This window comes from Pigmentibacter sp. JX0631 (assembly GCF_029873255.1).
Lineage (GTDB): Bacteria > Bdellovibrionota_B > Oligoflexia > Silvanigrellales > Silvanigrellaceae > Silvanigrella.
Genome location: NZ_CP123622.1, coordinates 1,669,295 through 1,684,005 on the forward strand (window position 1 = coordinate 1,669,295; position 14,711 = coordinate 1,684,005).

General features: G+C 30.4%; 14 protein-coding genes and 1 tRNA gene. 6 read left to right on the top strand and 9 right to left on the bottom strand.

All coding sequences use genetic code 11. The features are described from left to right. Positions 1-6: 6 nt before the first annotated feature. Positions 7-852: a non-canonical purine NTP pyrophosphatase gene (locus tag QEJ31_RS07280; RefSeq protein ID WP_280593122.1), complete on the top strand. Its 846-nt coding sequence runs from the start codon at positions 7-9 to the stop codon at positions 850-852. Further along, positions 836-1,933: a nitronate monooxygenase gene (locus tag QEJ31_RS07285; RefSeq protein WP_280593123.1), complete on the top strand. Its 1,098-nt coding sequence runs from the start codon at positions 836-838 to the stop codon at positions 1,931-1,933. Before QEJ31_RS07280 ends, QEJ31_RS07285 begins: the two co-directional genes overlap by 17 nt. A 2-nt stretch (positions 1,934-1,935) precedes the next feature. Here the strand turns inward: QEJ31_RS07285 and QEJ31_RS07290 are convergent, their stop codons facing one another. The 7 genes from QEJ31_RS07290 to QEJ31_RS07320 all read right to left on the bottom strand — a co-directional run bounded on the left by QEJ31_RS07290 (position 1,936) and on the right by QEJ31_RS07320 (position 8,835). Beyond that, positions 1,936-2,925 (bottom strand): hypothetical protein, encoded by a 990-nt coding sequence (locus tag QEJ31_RS07290; protein ID WP_280593124.1) that lies wholly within the window; start codon positions 2,923-2,925, stop codon positions 1,936-1,938. 180 nt (positions 2,926-3,105) lie between these two features. Then, positions 3,106-4,617 carry a hypothetical protein gene (locus QEJ31_RS07295; protein ID WP_280593125.1) on the bottom strand — a complete coding sequence of 504 codons (1,512 nt, stop codon included), beginning with the start codon at positions 4,615-4,617 and terminating at the stop codon, positions 3,106-3,108. Between the two features lie 11 nt (positions 4,618-4,628). Beyond that, entirely contained in the window at positions 4,629-5,840 is a 1,212-nt protein-coding gene (locus QEJ31_RS07300; RefSeq protein ID WP_280593126.1) for a cell envelope integrity protein TolA, read from the bottom strand. After that, positions 5,837-6,283: a biopolymer transporter ExbD gene (locus QEJ31_RS07305; protein ID WP_280593127.1), complete on the bottom strand. Its 447-nt coding sequence runs from the start codon at positions 6,281-6,283 to the stop codon at positions 5,837-5,839. Before QEJ31_RS07305 ends, QEJ31_RS07300 begins: the two co-directional genes overlap by 4 nt. A 15-nt stretch (positions 6,284-6,298) precedes the next feature. Further along, complete coding sequence (locus tag QEJ31_RS07310; RefSeq protein WP_280593128.1) at positions 6,299-7,012, bottom strand: MotA/TolQ/ExbB proton channel family protein; 714 nt, start codon at positions 7,010-7,012, stop codon at positions 6,299-6,301. 21 nt (positions 7,013-7,033) lie between these two features. After that, positions 7,034-7,756 carry a (d)CMP kinase gene (cmk, locus tag QEJ31_RS07315; protein WP_280593129.1) on the bottom strand — a complete coding sequence of 241 codons (723 nt, stop codon included), beginning with the start codon at positions 7,754-7,756 and terminating at the stop codon, positions 7,034-7,036. A gap of 11 nt (positions 7,757-7,767) precedes the next feature. Further along, on the bottom strand, positions 7,768-8,835 hold the full coding sequence (locus QEJ31_RS07320; RefSeq protein ID WP_280593130.1) for an acetyl-CoA carboxylase carboxyltransferase subunit alpha: 1,068 nt from the start codon (positions 8,833-8,835) through the stop codon (positions 7,768-7,770). 124 nt (positions 8,836-8,959) lie between these two features. Between QEJ31_RS07320 and QEJ31_RS07325 the strand changes: the two genes are divergently transcribed. The 3 genes from QEJ31_RS07325 to QEJ31_RS07335 are packed head-to-tail and all read left to right on the top strand — an operon-like array spanning position 8,960 to position 13,238. Continuing rightward, positions 8,960-10,123, top strand: a complete 1,164-nt coding sequence (locus QEJ31_RS07325) for a citrate/2-methylcitrate synthase (RefSeq protein ID WP_280593131.1) — start codon at positions 8,960-8,962, stop codon at positions 10,121-10,123. Between the two features lie 26 nt (positions 10,124-10,149). After that, a complete protein-coding gene (locus tag QEJ31_RS07330; RefSeq protein ID WP_280593132.1) occupies positions 10,150-11,634 on the top strand; it encodes a glycosyltransferase N-terminal domain-containing protein in 1,485 nt (494 codons plus the stop codon). A gap of 53 nt (positions 11,635-11,687) precedes the next feature. After that, the gene (locus tag QEJ31_RS07335; RefSeq protein WP_280593133.1) at positions 11,688-13,238 is read left to right on the top strand and encodes an Rne/Rng family ribonuclease; all 1,551 of its coding nucleotides are present in this window, start codon (positions 11,688-11,690) and stop codon (positions 13,236-13,238) included. Between the two features lie 30 nt (positions 13,239-13,268). Here QEJ31_RS07335 and QEJ31_RS07340 read toward each other — a convergent pair whose 3' ends face one another. Then, entirely contained in the window at positions 13,269-13,571 is a 303-nt protein-coding gene (locus QEJ31_RS07340) for a BolA/IbaG family iron-sulfur metabolism protein (RefSeq protein ID WP_280593134.1), read from the bottom strand. Positions 13,572-13,674: 103 nt separating this feature from the next. On the opposite strand from QEJ31_RS07340, the gene QEJ31_RS07345 reads away from it, so the two are divergent. Then, positions 13,675-14,565, top strand: a complete 891-nt coding sequence (locus tag QEJ31_RS07345) for an IS982 family transposase (protein ID WP_280593135.1) — start codon at positions 13,675-13,677, stop codon at positions 14,563-14,565. 58 nt (positions 14,566-14,623) lie between these two features. On the opposite strand, the gene QEJ31_RS07350 is transcribed toward QEJ31_RS07345, so the two are convergent. After that, positions 14,624-14,707: transfer RNA gene (locus QEJ31_RS07350), tRNA-Leu, on the bottom strand. Between the last annotated feature and the right edge of the window lie 4 nt (positions 14,708-14,711).

Below are 14,711 nucleotides of genomic sequence, written 5' to 3' on the forward strand. Positions count from 1 at the left end.
TTAATTATGAGCATTTTAATATTTACAGGTAATTCTGGAAAACTATCCGAATTTAAAAATATGATTTCATCGAAAGAAGAAATCATTGGATTATCAGAGTTAGCAAAAATTACCGAAAAGAATTTGCCAGAAGCAGATGAAGACTCTGATTTATTTAGTACAAATGCTTTTATTAAACTTTATAAAGCCTTAGAGTTTCTATATACAAATAAAGATTTAAAATCAGTCCGTGAAATAAAATCGATTATAGTTGATGATTCTGGACTATGTGTGCCTAAATTAGGCTTTCTGCCGGGAGTGCATTCAGCAACTTTTGGTGGATTACCACGCAGTGATACAAATAATAGAAGAAAACTTTCTAGTGAAATTAATAAAATTGTAAACTTAACAAATGATAATGAATATAGATTACAAGCTTTTTTTGTTTGCTTTTTATTTGAAATAAAAATTCATGATCTAGAAAAATTTTCTTTCATAAAAAATAATTCATTTATTCAAGCATCACAATTTATAAATTCTTCCTTAGAAAGTTTTGAAAGAAAACTATTAGAATCGGTAAATTTATCAAATATAGGTGATTATAGTACCTCTAAGTTATCTTTTAATGATTTTCATCCCTCTTTTCCAACAGAAAATTTAGTAGATATTTATTTTGGCTATTGTTGTGGGGAAGTCTCCAATCTTGAACAAAATCTTATTCCTGGTGCAGGTCATGGATATGACTCTCAATTTTATTCGAATGCATTTAAAAATCTTTCATTTGCAAGTATAACATTAGAAGATAAAAATAAAATTAGTCACAGAGCGTTTGCTATGGAGGCTTTAAATAAATCCTATGGGAAAAGTAAATAAGCCACAAATTTTTAGTAATGAATTTTGCCAAAAATTCGATATTCAGTTTCCTATTATTCAAGCTCCAATGGCAGGTGGAGGATCGTGTCCTAAACTTGTTTCAGCTGTTGGAAATAACGGTGCAATTGGTTTTTTAGCTGCGGGATATCTATCAGCAGATGATTTAGAAAAACAAATTATAGAAACAAAAAAGCTTACTAAAAAACCATTTGGTGTAAATTTATTTATTATTGACAGAGAAAAATTAATTAAAGCAAAAAAACCTGCAAATATAATTAATATTGAAAAAGAATTAGGGTTTCATAAAAATAGTTTGTACTCTGAAGTTATTTTAGACGAAGAAATAGAAAAAAAATTAGATATAATTATTAAGCATAATATTCAATTTGTAAGTTTTACTTTTGGATTACCTGATAAGAAATATTTAGATATGCTAAAACAAAGTTCTACATATTTAATTGGAACGGCAACAAATATAATTGAAGCAAAATTAATTGAAAATTCTAAACTAGATGCCATTGTTGCGCAAGGAGTAGAAGCTGGTGGGCATAGAGGCTCTTTTTTAAATCATAAAATTAATGATGAAATAGGTTTAATTTCCCTTTTAGAAGAATTAACTGGGAATTTAAACTTACCAATTATTGCTTCTGGTGGAATAGTTAGTGGTAAATCTATTCTGGCAGCAAAAATATTAGGAGCTAAAGCTTGTCAGATAGGCACTGCCTTTTTATTAACAGAAGAAAGTGGAATATCCCTTAAATATAAAGAAGCTTTATTAAATTGTCATGCGCATGAAACAATATTAACAGATAAAGTTTCAGGTAAAAAAGCAAGAGGCAAAATAAATACATTAATTAGTGAATTAGAAACAAAAAAAGGAACTAAATTTAAATTTCCTGTGCAGAATTTTTTTACAAAAGAATTACGTGGATTTGCAAATAAAAATAATTTAGATGAATATTTATCACTCTGGTGTGGACAAAGCGTTTGGAAAATTAAGAAGATAAAGTCTGTAGCAAACTTAATTGAAGACCTTAATAATGAATTTAATGAAGCTTTAGCATTAAACAAAAAAAATTAGAATTATTCAAATAAACTACATGAAATAGGACAGTTTTTATCGATATAAAAAATTTTCTTATTTTTGAGATAAAGTTTGCACTCTTTTTGGTTTTTTGAATATAAATAACTCATAATTGTATCACTACATTTTAATGAAAATTTTGGGTTTGCAAAGTTTTCAAGACACTTATTATTACTTAAAGAAACATCATTCCTTTCCATAGAATTAGGTTTTCCCATTAAAGCTAATGTTGTTTCTAATGTTTCTCCTATATCAACTTTTAAGCAATTTTTTAATTCTGTATTTAGTTCATGAATTGATCTATCATTTTGACTTAATTCAATCCGACTACTTGTAAATGAGTCGTTAGAAATTTTTGAAAAATCACACTGACCACCATAATTGTTTAATTTTCCATCTAAAAACTCAATAATACAAGAATCATATCGCCACTGACCTTGTGATGGCGAAGCTAAAGTAGGATTTCCCCATTTTTCTAAAACTCTATCTTTTGAATCGCCACATACTAATTTTTCCTTACTACCTGTAACGAGTGAAGCGCAGTTTGACGTAGTATTTTTACTTTTATTTAGGTAATTACTTTTATTGTTTGAATGAATATATCTTGAAACATTTGCTCTTGTTACTTGCGCCCAAGGACCTAAACCTGGAACAAAATACAATAAGAACCAACCAAATTGTTTTTCACAGACAGGAATGTCTGACATAAATATTCCGTCTTTATAAAACAAAACATTTGTAATGGTATCTCCGCCAGCATTTTTTGCTCTCATCTTTAAATCATTAATAATATCTTCAGCTAATATATTACAAGGTGTCCAAATAAAATCTCTTTGAACACTTTCAACTTTTAAATTGGTCTCTTGAATAGAATTATAATTTTGAGAGTAGGGCAAAGATTTATCAATAGAACCAACTGAGGAAATACAACTAGATAAAATTGGTAAAGACATTAATTGAAGAAATAGAAACGGTTTTACAAGATTCAAGAAAGTCTCCAAAAATATAATTTGTTAACATTTTTTTTTTATTTTGTTCATTAAGAAATATTTTAAGGTTTAAGAATGTAATTTTCGAAATGAACAAAATACTACTTGCATTTATTAATATTCTATAAAATTTTCAATATTTTTAGTTTTTTGCTAAATGAATAGAAGTATAAAAAGAAATTATTCTTCTTCAAATTCTGTTAAGGAGGGGCCCCAAGATGGTTGCTTTGCTTCTATTAAAGGAATATCTAATGCTTTTTGGAAAGCGCCGTCTTTATTCATAACATACAATTTTTTTGGTCCATTTCTTGCTCCTTTGGCAGTTCTATCGGATTGAAAAATAATAAATCTGCCATCAGGAGACCAAGTTGGTTTTTCATTGTCACCTTGATTTAACGTTAAGCGTTCTATTTTGTTGCCATCAGCATCAATTTTAAATAAATCCCAACGATCAATATCTCTATCATAACTTCCAAAAGCAATAGATTTACTATCTGGTGTCCAGCTGGCAGATGCATTATACCAACCTGCGTAAGTAATTCGTTTTGTTTCGTTAGACACTAAATCTTTAATAAAAATCATTGGTTTTCCAAATTTTGTACTTGTATAAGCTAATAGTTTACCATTAGGTGAAAATGCGGGCTCCACTTCAATTTGGCTAGTATCTAAAAGTAACTTTTTGTTACCTCCAAATTTATTCATCGTAAAAATGTGTGTTGCTCCTGCTGGTGTACTTGCAGAAAAAGCAATTGTATTTCCATCAGGAGACCATGAAGCACCAGAACTATTTTGTATGTTACTTACAAGTTTACTTTCTTGTTTTGATATAAGATCAAAATTGTATATTTCGGGTTTACCAGATTTATAAGAAGTGTATGTAATTTTTGAACCATCTTTTGCCCAAGTTGGACTAATATTTACCGCTCCATTATTAGTTATTTGTTTAAGATTTCCACCATCAAAGTCAGCAATAAATATTTGACCATATCCTGATGCTTGCCTTTTTCCAACAAAAACTATTTGCGACATAAAAGGGCCTGGGGTTCCAGTTAATGCTCCTACAAGAACATCTCCAAATCTTTTTAGTGCTATATCAGCTGTTTTCATATTTAAATTAGTATATAATTTACCTACTAATTGATTTTGTGATTTTACATCAAATAGCCTGAATTCAATATTAAATTTATTTGCACTAGTTGCAGGAGTAAATTTTCCAATAATTACATATTCAGCTTTTAAAAGTTTCCATTGGGCTGCTTGAAATGGTTGTAAAGCAATATTTGCTGTTTTTGGAAATGACTCTATTGGAATAAATTCAAACCAATTTGTAAATCCAAGGATTGAATTCATTCGTTTAGTAAAGTTATTTAAATCATTTTTTGAAATAGGTACTGCTTTGTCTGTACTTTGAAAAGAAGGAATTGCTATTCTTATTTTTTTTACACTGGGAGCCCCTACATCTATCGTATTATCTAACTTTCCTTCAGAAACAAGATCTTCACCTTCTAAATTTCTTTTGGTATTTTTTGTTGCGTTTTTATTTACAGGGTCTTTTTGATTTGTCTCAAAGGAACTGGTTTTTCCTTTAAGATTAAATGAAGAATCTGATTGAGAATAAACAGAAAATGACAAATTAAATGAAGTTAAAGCACAAATAAAATAAATAAATTTATTAGAAAATAAATTGGTCATAGTAAATCCTTTTAACGAACATCTTTAGGAGTATACATTGCTTCAAAGCTTTTTGGTGGATTTATGTCCTTAGGTGGAGGTTGAGACAATGGAAATGTACTTTCAACGGCACTTAATGCTAATTGGTCAAATTCTTTATTACCACTAGATTTTACAACTTTTGGTTTTCCAATAAGATGACCATAAGGGTTGACAGTAAATTCTATTCTTGCTTTTAAAGCGGGATTAAAGCTACTTCCTTCTGAAACGCTCCAGTTTTGCTTTAATTGCCTACCAATATAAGCTTTATAACTATTATAGCTGATGCTACTCACCTTTCCTTCTAAAACCCCAGATGGAGCTTCGGCAAAAGGACTATCCGGTATGTCGCTAGGGGAAGCGAAAGGGGATTTTGGAATAGCGTTTTTTTCAATTTTCGCACCTTCAGGCTTTGCCAAATTCTTTTCTCTAATACCATCTGCTTTTTTTGTACTTTCTTTTCTTGTATCAAGTTCTTTTCTTTTTAAAAAATCATCTAATTTTACTTTTTGTTTATCTTGATCGGGTAGGGGGCCAATAGGTTTATCTTTGTCCATTTTTTCTTTAGGATCTTTTTTTTCTGCGACTTTTTTTCGATCATTTTCTCTATAAACCAGATCACTATTTGGATTGTCAATAGCTTCATTTTTTTCTTCAGAATTAGGGGAGGTATCAGGAGCTATATTTTTTGTTAATTGTTGGAGTTCTCTAATAGTTTTTGTTGCTTCAGTTTCACCTTCATTTTTGTCAGTTGTATTTTGTACAGTTTGTGCTGCATTTTCATTTAAGCCAAAAGTTACTTCAACAATTTCAGGTTTTTCTTCGGTTATTTTTGAAACATAAGCAGAGATAAAAAAGGATGAAACAAAAAGAAAATGAACGACAAGAGCAATTAAAAAGTAAAATTGACCAGTTTTATAATATCCTTTTATTTCTAATGGGGATAAAAAAGGAATTTTAAAAGAGTTAGACTTTATATCAATTAATGGTTGTTTTATTCTTTTATTTAAAGGTAATTCATTAATCTTTATGTACCTTGGGCCTGAAAAAGAATGATCGATAAAAGGAGCTTTATCAGGATTAGAAAAGTAAATATTTGCTTTCGCAGAATAAGTCGATTTATTAAATTTGATCATGTTTTTTTCATCGACTTCAGGAAAACGATAAGATTTCAAATCTAAATGTATATTTTTATAATCATTCATTTTTTATCACGTTTGTTTTCGCCAACCATTCCTATTCTTTCTATACCAGCTTTTTGGGCTGCAGTCATAGCTGCCATAACTTTTCCATATGGAACACCATTATCAGCACGAATAAAAATTGAAGGATGTTCTTTATCTTTAGTTGAGTTCTTTAATACTGTAACAAGATTTATATCTTTAATAAACTCTTTTCCTATATAATAATCGCCGTTTTTATTTATAGATAAAACTAAGCTTTCACTAGACATTGATAAAGGTTTAGATTGAGACGTTTTAGGTAATTGAACATTAACTCCAGATATAGCAAAAGGAGCGGTTACCATAAAAATAATTAAAAGAACTAAACAGACATCAACAAAAGGTGTCATATTAATTTCAGCTATAAAATGACTTTTTCTTCTATTTTCTGATGAGCCTGTGTCATTATCAATTTGAAAAGACATATTATTTAGTCCTTTTTAAGCACTTTCGTTGTCTGATTTAATGGTATAATGTCTTTCTAAAATGTTAATAAAATCAGAAGAAAATCCATCTAATAAAACCAAATGTTTTCTTATTCTATTTAAAAGAATATTATAAAAAACAACCGCTGGTATAGCTACGAATAAACCGAGTGCTGTGGCAATTAAAGCCTCAGAAATACCAGGAGCAACTGATGCTAAACTAGAAGCGCCGCTAGCTCCAATATCGTGAAAAGCTCTTATAATACCAACAACTGTTCCAAATAATCCAATAAAAGGTCCTGCTGAAGAACAAACAGCAAGAATACTTAAATTAGTTGATAAATTTGCTTCTTCAAGCATTTTTTGTCTTGTAAGTGTTCTTTTAACTGTATCAAAAGAGATTGGTCCGCTGGCATTTCTTTTTTCACGAGTTTGTAGAACTCTTATCATTTCATTAAAACCAGAGCGAAATACTTCTCTTGCTGGACTGTAATCCATATCTTTAACTTTAAGATTTAGCTCAGATAGGCTTTTGGCTTCCCAAAAACTTGTTAAAAATCTTTCAGATAAACTGTGCATACTGCTTAACGATTTCATTTTGCCAATAATAACTGCCCAAGCCCAAATACTCATAATAGCTAATAAAAGCATTACAGCGAGTCCTACTGGGCCGCCATTCATTACTATTGATAGCCAATCTATTTTTGTTGAAGTTAATGCGTTATCCATTAAATTGCCTTCCGAATTTAATTAAAATTCACGAGAAATGATTAAATCTTTTTGAACAGCCAATTGCAATATTTTATTAGCAATATCTTCTTGTGAAAAACATGTTGAATCAAGAGAAAAAGCATCGTTTGCTGGTTTTAATGGAGAAAGTGTTCTATTTAAATCTCTTTCATCTCTTTCATGTATTTCTCTTAAAATTTCTTTAATGTCAGCATTTTGACCATTTTGCGAAAGTTCTTTTTTTCTTCGTTCAGCTCTTTCTTCTGCTGAAGCTGTCAAAAATATTTTTAAAGGAGCATCAGGAAAGACAACGGTTCCCATGTCTCTACCATCAACAACTGCTCCACTATTATTTAAAACAACCCTTCTTTGAATAGGAAGAAGTCTTTTCCTTATAAAGTCTTCTTGTGCAAGAATACTTGATAATTCTGAAACAAATGGTGACTTTATTTCATGAGAAATTTCTCTTTCACCAATAAATACTTTTCCAGTTGATGATTCTTGTCTATATCTTTCAGAAATAAAAGAAATAAAACGTTCAATATGCTCAACGTCAGTTATTTTCATATTTGATTCATGAAAAAGTAATGCTAATGTTCGATAAATTGCACCAGTTGTAACATAAATCCAACCTAGTTTATGAGCTACAATTTTTGCAACTGAGCTTTTTCCTGAACCCGCAGGGCCATCAATTGTTATTACTTTCAATTTATTCTCACTAAAATTATTTTCTAATTCTAACATGGTATCCTCATTTAAAGGCCAAGTGAGGATTCAACCTCTTCCCAAGATTCATCCCAGGATTTTGTTATTGGCTTTTCCGTACCTATTTTGGAAATAGGTGATGCGTTATCGAATGAACCAATCTGCATATATTTTCTGACTCTATCAAGCTTTAATTCTTCTTTTGACATTTTTTGTAATAAATTTAGGTTTTTTTCAAGAGTATCACCAATGGTTTCTATCGTTTCTTTTGCTTTCCAATGCGATCCCCCAAGAGGTTCTTTGATAATACCATCAATAATTTTGTTTTTTAAGGCTACATCTGCAGTTAAGCCAAGAAGATTTGCAGCTCTGTCAGCTTGACTGCCATCCTTCCACAAAATTGATGCACAACCTTCAGGAGAAATCACGCTATAAGTAGAATATTCCATCATGAAAACTTTGTTTGCCACACCTAATGCCAGAGCGCCTCCGCTTCCTCCTTCACCCAAAACAACTGAGACGATAGGCACAGATAACCTACTCATAACCATAATATTTTTAGCAATAGCCTCGCTCTGTCCTCTTTCTTCTGCATCCATTCCAGGATATGCACCAGGTGTATCAATAAAAGTAACTATTGGCAGATTAAATCTTTCTGCAAGATTCATGATGCGTAATGCTTTTCTGTATCCTTCAGGTTTGGGCATGCCAAAATTTCTTTTCATGTTTTCTTTGGTGCCACGTCCTTTTTGATGCCCAATGATCACGACTCTTTTATTTCTAAATAAGCCTATCCCGGCAACAATTGCTTGGTCATCAGCAAAGTTTCTATCTCCATGGAGTTCAATAAAATCAGTGCATAATTGATTCACAATATCCAAAGTATATGGTCTATTTGGATGTCTTGAGAGCTGGGTGATTTGATATGGAGTTAAGTTAGAATAAATTTCTTTTGCAAGAAGTTCAAATTTATTCTCAAGAATACAAATTTCTTCATTTAATTCTTTGGTATCATCTATTTTGTTAAGTAAAATTGAGGATTGTTGAGCTGCAATTCGAAGTTCAGATATTCTATTATAGAGTTCTTGGAGGGGTTTTTCAAGTTGCAAAATATCCATTTTGTTTTAATCCTCTTAAAGTGCTGTTATGTCACAACGAGTACAGCTCAAAACTAACTTCGAGCAATGTTAAAGTTGGTAGCAAAATTGAGTGAAATGGTCAAAAAAACTGAGGTAGTTTGCTATGAGTCATCAAGAGCCTACAAAGCAAAACGACGATTTAAAATATAATATGCGAGATATGGTGGCTGATTCAACTAGTGTTAGTTGGGTTGATGGTATTAACGGAAGATTATTTTATAGAGGTATTAATATAGCAGAATTAGCAGCGCATGCTACTTTTGAAGAAACTGCTTGGCTATTATTAACTGGAAAACTACCCACAAAGAGTAGATTAGATAGTTTTCAATGGGGACTAAGTAACATGTCCCATTCACAAGAAAAAGTAATAAGGATTATAGAAGAATTCCCTCAATATTCTAATCCCTTATTGGTTTTACAAACCTGTTTAGCATCATTAGCATGCATTGATAGGGAAGATGAATATTTAGAAGAAGAAAATTATATTGAAAAAGTAATGAGAATTATTTCTCAAACTCCAGTTATTTTATCTGCAGCGTATAGGCACTATTTAGGTGTTCCTTTATTAGAACCTCGATCGGATTTATCTTTTGTTGAAAATTTTATTTATATGTTATTTGGAAAAATTCCAACTAAAAATCAAACTAGATGTATGGAAATAGCTCTTATAATACAAATGGATCATGGGTTTAATCCGTCAACTTTTACTGCAAGAACAGTTGCTTCAACACTAGCAAATTTTTATTCAGCAACAAGTGCGGCAGTCGGCGCTTTAAGTGGTTCATTACATGGTGGGGCAAGTGTTTTGACTTTAGAAATGCTAGAAAAAGCTAAACAAAGTGAAAATGTTTCTTTATTTGTTCAAAATTTATTGCATTCTGGTGGGAAAATTATGGGTATGGGGCATAGAGTTTATAAAACAGTTGATCCTAGAGCAATTATTTTTAAAGATCTTTTAACCCAGCTAACAGCTAAAGAAGAAAAAACTAGTGATTTAAAAATTTTAAACCAAATAGAAGAAGAAGCAAGAAAGTATTTTAAAGAAAAAATGTTACCTATTTTTGTAAATGTAGATTTTTGGAGTGGTTCTGTTTATAAAAAACTTGGTATACATCCTGTATTATATTCGGCAATATTCGCTGCAGCTAGAATGGTTGGTTGGTGTTCGCATATTTTAGAATTACGACAAAATAATAGAGTTTATAGTCCGCTTTCTAATTATAATGGTGAAACTAATATTCCTTATATTCCTATTGAACAAAGATGAATTAATTTAAATTACTTGGAGTTAAAGTGTTTTTTATTTATGAAATGTGTCAAAAAATAATCTTATATATTTTAAAAATTTTTTATTTTTTTATAAAAGATAAAAAATTTAGAAGATTTGTTTATTTAAGAGATTCTGAAATTTTTCTTAAAAAAATTAAAGATTTAAAAGTTGAAAGTGGAAAAGAAATATACTGGTTCCATGTAGCAAGTGCTGGAGAAATGGAACAAGCTATACCTGTGGCAAGAAAATTATCTAAAGATTTAAATGTTCAATTTTTTGTTACTTACTATTCGCCTAGTGCAGAACCATTTTTGAAGAATTTTCCAAATATAATTGTGGCCCTCGGCTTACCAATTGATATTCGTAAAATTTACATATATGCAATAAAAAAAATGAACATAAAAAAAATATTTTTTGTTCGCTATGACATATGGCCATCTTTGTTTTATGTAAGTAAAATGAATTATCTTCAAATTAATTTATTATCTGCTTCTGAAAAGAAGACTAAAAATGGAATTTTTGGATATTTTAGTGCAAAATGGAATAAAAAATATTATAAAAATATAGATAATATTTTCGCGGTTTCAAAAGAAGATTTTAAATATTTTTCTAAAATAAATGCAAATAGTAATGTGTATTTAGCTGGTGATGCTAAATGGGCAAGGGCTTTTGAAAGGGCTAATTCATTATCAGAAAAAAAACTAGAGTATGATTTTTCTTGTTTTTTTTCTTTTTGTTTAGATCAAAAAAAGCTTATGCAAAAAAAATGTATTGTTTTTGGTTCTCCTCATAAAGAGGAGCATCATATATCAATCTTACTAACAAGCTTATTAAATGAATATTTTATAATTTATGTCCCGCATGATGTAAAAGAAGAAAGTTGTGGAAAAATAAAAAAAGAATTTGAAGAAAAAAATTGTAAAGTAATATTTTATTCAGAAATTGTTAAATTTCTAAAAAGTAATTTAATTGAAGAAAATAATACGAATTTTAATTTAAAATATGACTTAGAGATGGATAAAAATTATCAAATAAATAAAAATTATAATGTTTATAATTTAAAGTATAATGCGCATTATTTAGCTGATTTTCTTAGCCAATATGAAGTCATTATTTTTGATAAAATTGGCTATTTAGCAGAAATTTATGAAGTGGCTGATGTTGCCATTATTGGAGGTGGATTTGACGGGCAAATTCACAATGTTTTGGAAGCGGCAGCACATGCAGTGCCGGTATTACTAGGAAATTCTTTTCATAGAGCTAGAGAAGCTGCTGATTTGGTGAATTCTGAAGCAGCTATTTCTTTCCAAAACCCAAATGAGATGTTTCAATTTCTTGTTCAGTGGGTTAGTTTGAAAGAGAAGGGAAGTGACTCAACCCAACATCCTAGTATTCGTCTTAGTCAGGCTAGAACAAAGACGATAGAGTTATTTAAAAGTATTCCTGATACAAGTGAAATTATCTTGAATACCCTTTTACAGCAGGGGGTAAAAAAGAGAAATCTCTAGGTAATTCCACTTGTGTTTGGATTTTGAACCTTTTTGAAAAAAGAATATGAGTTATGGTCGCTAAGCAACTAGTTATAAATAGCACCTCCTACGAAACGCGCGTTGCGCTGATAGAAGGAGGTCAAGTATCGGAATATTACATAGAAAGAAGTCGAGATAGAGGTATCGTAGGAGGAATTTATAAAGGCAAAATAATTAGAGTTTTACCTGGAATGCAAAGTTGTTTTGTTGATATTGGCCTTGAAAGAGCTGCTTTTTTATATGGTGGCGATATAAAACCAGAAGGCTCTTATGAGCTTCCTGAGGGCTTTGATGAAGAAGGAAAAGGTCTTCATTCACAAAGTGAAGACGAAGAAAATTCTGAATCTAGTATTCAAAAAAGTATTGTGAAAAATTATAAAATTTCTGATTTAGTTAAAGAAGGTCAAGAAATACTTGTACAAGTTGCTAAAGATGCCATTAGTACTAAAGGGGCACGGGTTACTACCTACCTCAGTTTACCTGGTAGATATGTAGTATTAATGCCTAGTATTAATCATATTGGTGTAAGCAGAAGAATTCAAAGTGAAGACGAACGAACAAGATTACGAGCTATTGTACAAAAAATAAAACCTGAAGGTGCTGGAATCATAGTACGAACTGCGAGTGAAAATGTCCCTGATGAGAAAATTATTGCAGATATAGATTTTTTGGTAAAACTTTGGGATTCCTTAAAGACTAAAAGTTTAAAATCTAAATCCCCTTGTTTAGTTCATGAAGATCTTGATTTGGTATTTCGTGCAACAAGAGATTTAATATCTCGTGATTTAGATAGAATTGTTATTGATGATAAAAAAAGATATGAGGATCTTGTCAGATTTTTAAATAGATTTAGTGTGAAATTAGGCGCTCAAGTTCAATTATACCAAGGTGATACTCAAATATTTGATGCTTTCGGTATAGAACAAGAAGTTTCAAGAGCATTAGGTTCAAAAGTTTGGTTAAAATCTGGTGGATATTTAATCATTGAACAAACTGAAGCTCTAACTGCAATTGATGTGAATACAGGAAGATATGTAGGGAATAAATCTCTTGGTGATACTATTGTAAAAACTAATCTTGAAGCAGTAAAAGAAATTGTTCAACAATTGAGATTAAGAAATATTGGTGGAATTATAATACTTGATTTTATTGATATGGACAGAAGTGATGATAGAGATAAAGTTTTTTTGGCTTTAATTGAAGAATTAAAAAAAGATAAAGCTAAAACTACTGTACTTAGAATCTCGGAAATGGGATTAGTACAAATGACGAGAAAACGCACTGAGGAAAGCTTATTGCAAAAAATGACTGTTGATTGCCCATATTGTGATGGAAATGGACATGTTAAAAGTCCCGCAACAATTTCTTGTGAAGTTATTAGAGAATTATTAAGAGAATTTTCACGTTCAAATAATGAAGGTTTTGTTGTTAAAGCACACGCACAAGTAGCAGATAGATTATTAGAAGAAGACAAAATTTTTCTGGATGAATTAAAAATAAAATATAGTAAGAAAATAGTAGTGAAATCTTTCGTAGATTATCACTTAGAGCATTTTGAAATTGCCCCAATACGTTTTGAATAAAATCTTACATAATTTAATTTAAAAAGAAGTTTAATGCCCAACACAGTTTGGGGAATTTATTGTGCTGTTATTCTTTTTTTTCCATTCTTCTTCTGTAAAAGTATGTAAAGAACAAGCTTTGATTAAGGTAAACTCTTCTTTTAATATATCATTAATTAATCTATGCCGATTTAACAATGATTTATTTTCAAATTCGTTAGATACGACTTCAATTTTAAAATGAGTTTCTGATCCTTTTGGGACACTATGCTTGTAGCTTTCATTTATAACTTTTATTAATATACTAGGGAGGTTTTGCTTTAATTTTATTTCAATTTTTTCTTGAATATTCATATAATGCCAGTTAAGAGTTGAGAAAAATATTGTGAAGATTGAAGAAATAGCTCCAATTTGTTAGTTAATTGTTGCTTAAAACAAAGTAACAAAGGAGCTACCAATGGATTGGCAGAACCAACTCATTACCGTTTACCTTACTTCCTGCAAATTTTTTTCTCAACTTTCTCCCTACATTTTTTTAAAAATAAGTCCTAATTCAAATCCTTCGTTTACTGATGAAGAAACCATCACAATTTACATCTTTGGAATTTTGAATGAACTTAAAAATATAAAATCAATTTTTAAATTTACAAAAAATTTCCTTAGTGAATGGTTTCCAAATTTACCTTCTTATGAAGGATTTTTATTTAGACTTAACAATCTGAATCATCTTTTTCCTGAACTTTCTAAATTCCTTTTACAGAATAAAAAGTTCAAATTAAATTCAAATACTACTAAACCTTTCGTTCTAATTGACTCTTTACCAATTATCTTGGCAAAGGGTTTTAGAGCTCACAAATGTAATACAGCAAAAGAAATTTCTTCAATTGGTTTCTGCTCTTCCAAAAATCTTTTTTATGGATTGAAACTTCATCTTACTGCTTTATTTAAAAATAAACGCCTTGCTTCCCCGGTATCAATGAAAATAACACGTGCTGCAACACATGATTTAACAGCGGTTAAGAATGATCTTTTAAATTTAAATCACTCAGAACTATTTGCTGATCGAGCGTACTGCGATCAATTTACTAAACAAAAATTGGCTAAAAAAAATTCTAACTTGCATACTCCAATTAAACTTTCAAGAAGTAAAAAAACTCTCTCATACGATGAAAAAGTATATTCAAAATCTGTTAGTTCAATTAGACAATCAATTGAAATCCTATTCAACTGGCTAATTGAATCTAGTGGTATTCAAACGGCATCTAAAGTCCGTTCAACAAAGGGCTTGCTTGTACATGTTTTCGGAAGATTTTCTGCATGCCTTTTTAAGTACATGTTCTTTTTCTAAATACATATTCTCAACTCTTAACTGGCATATATAGATTATACCTAATGGTACTTTAAAATGGTGCGGACGGAGAGACTCGAACTCTCACGCCTAGGGCACTGGCTTCTAAGACCAGCGTGTCTACCAATTTCACCACATCCGCTTGA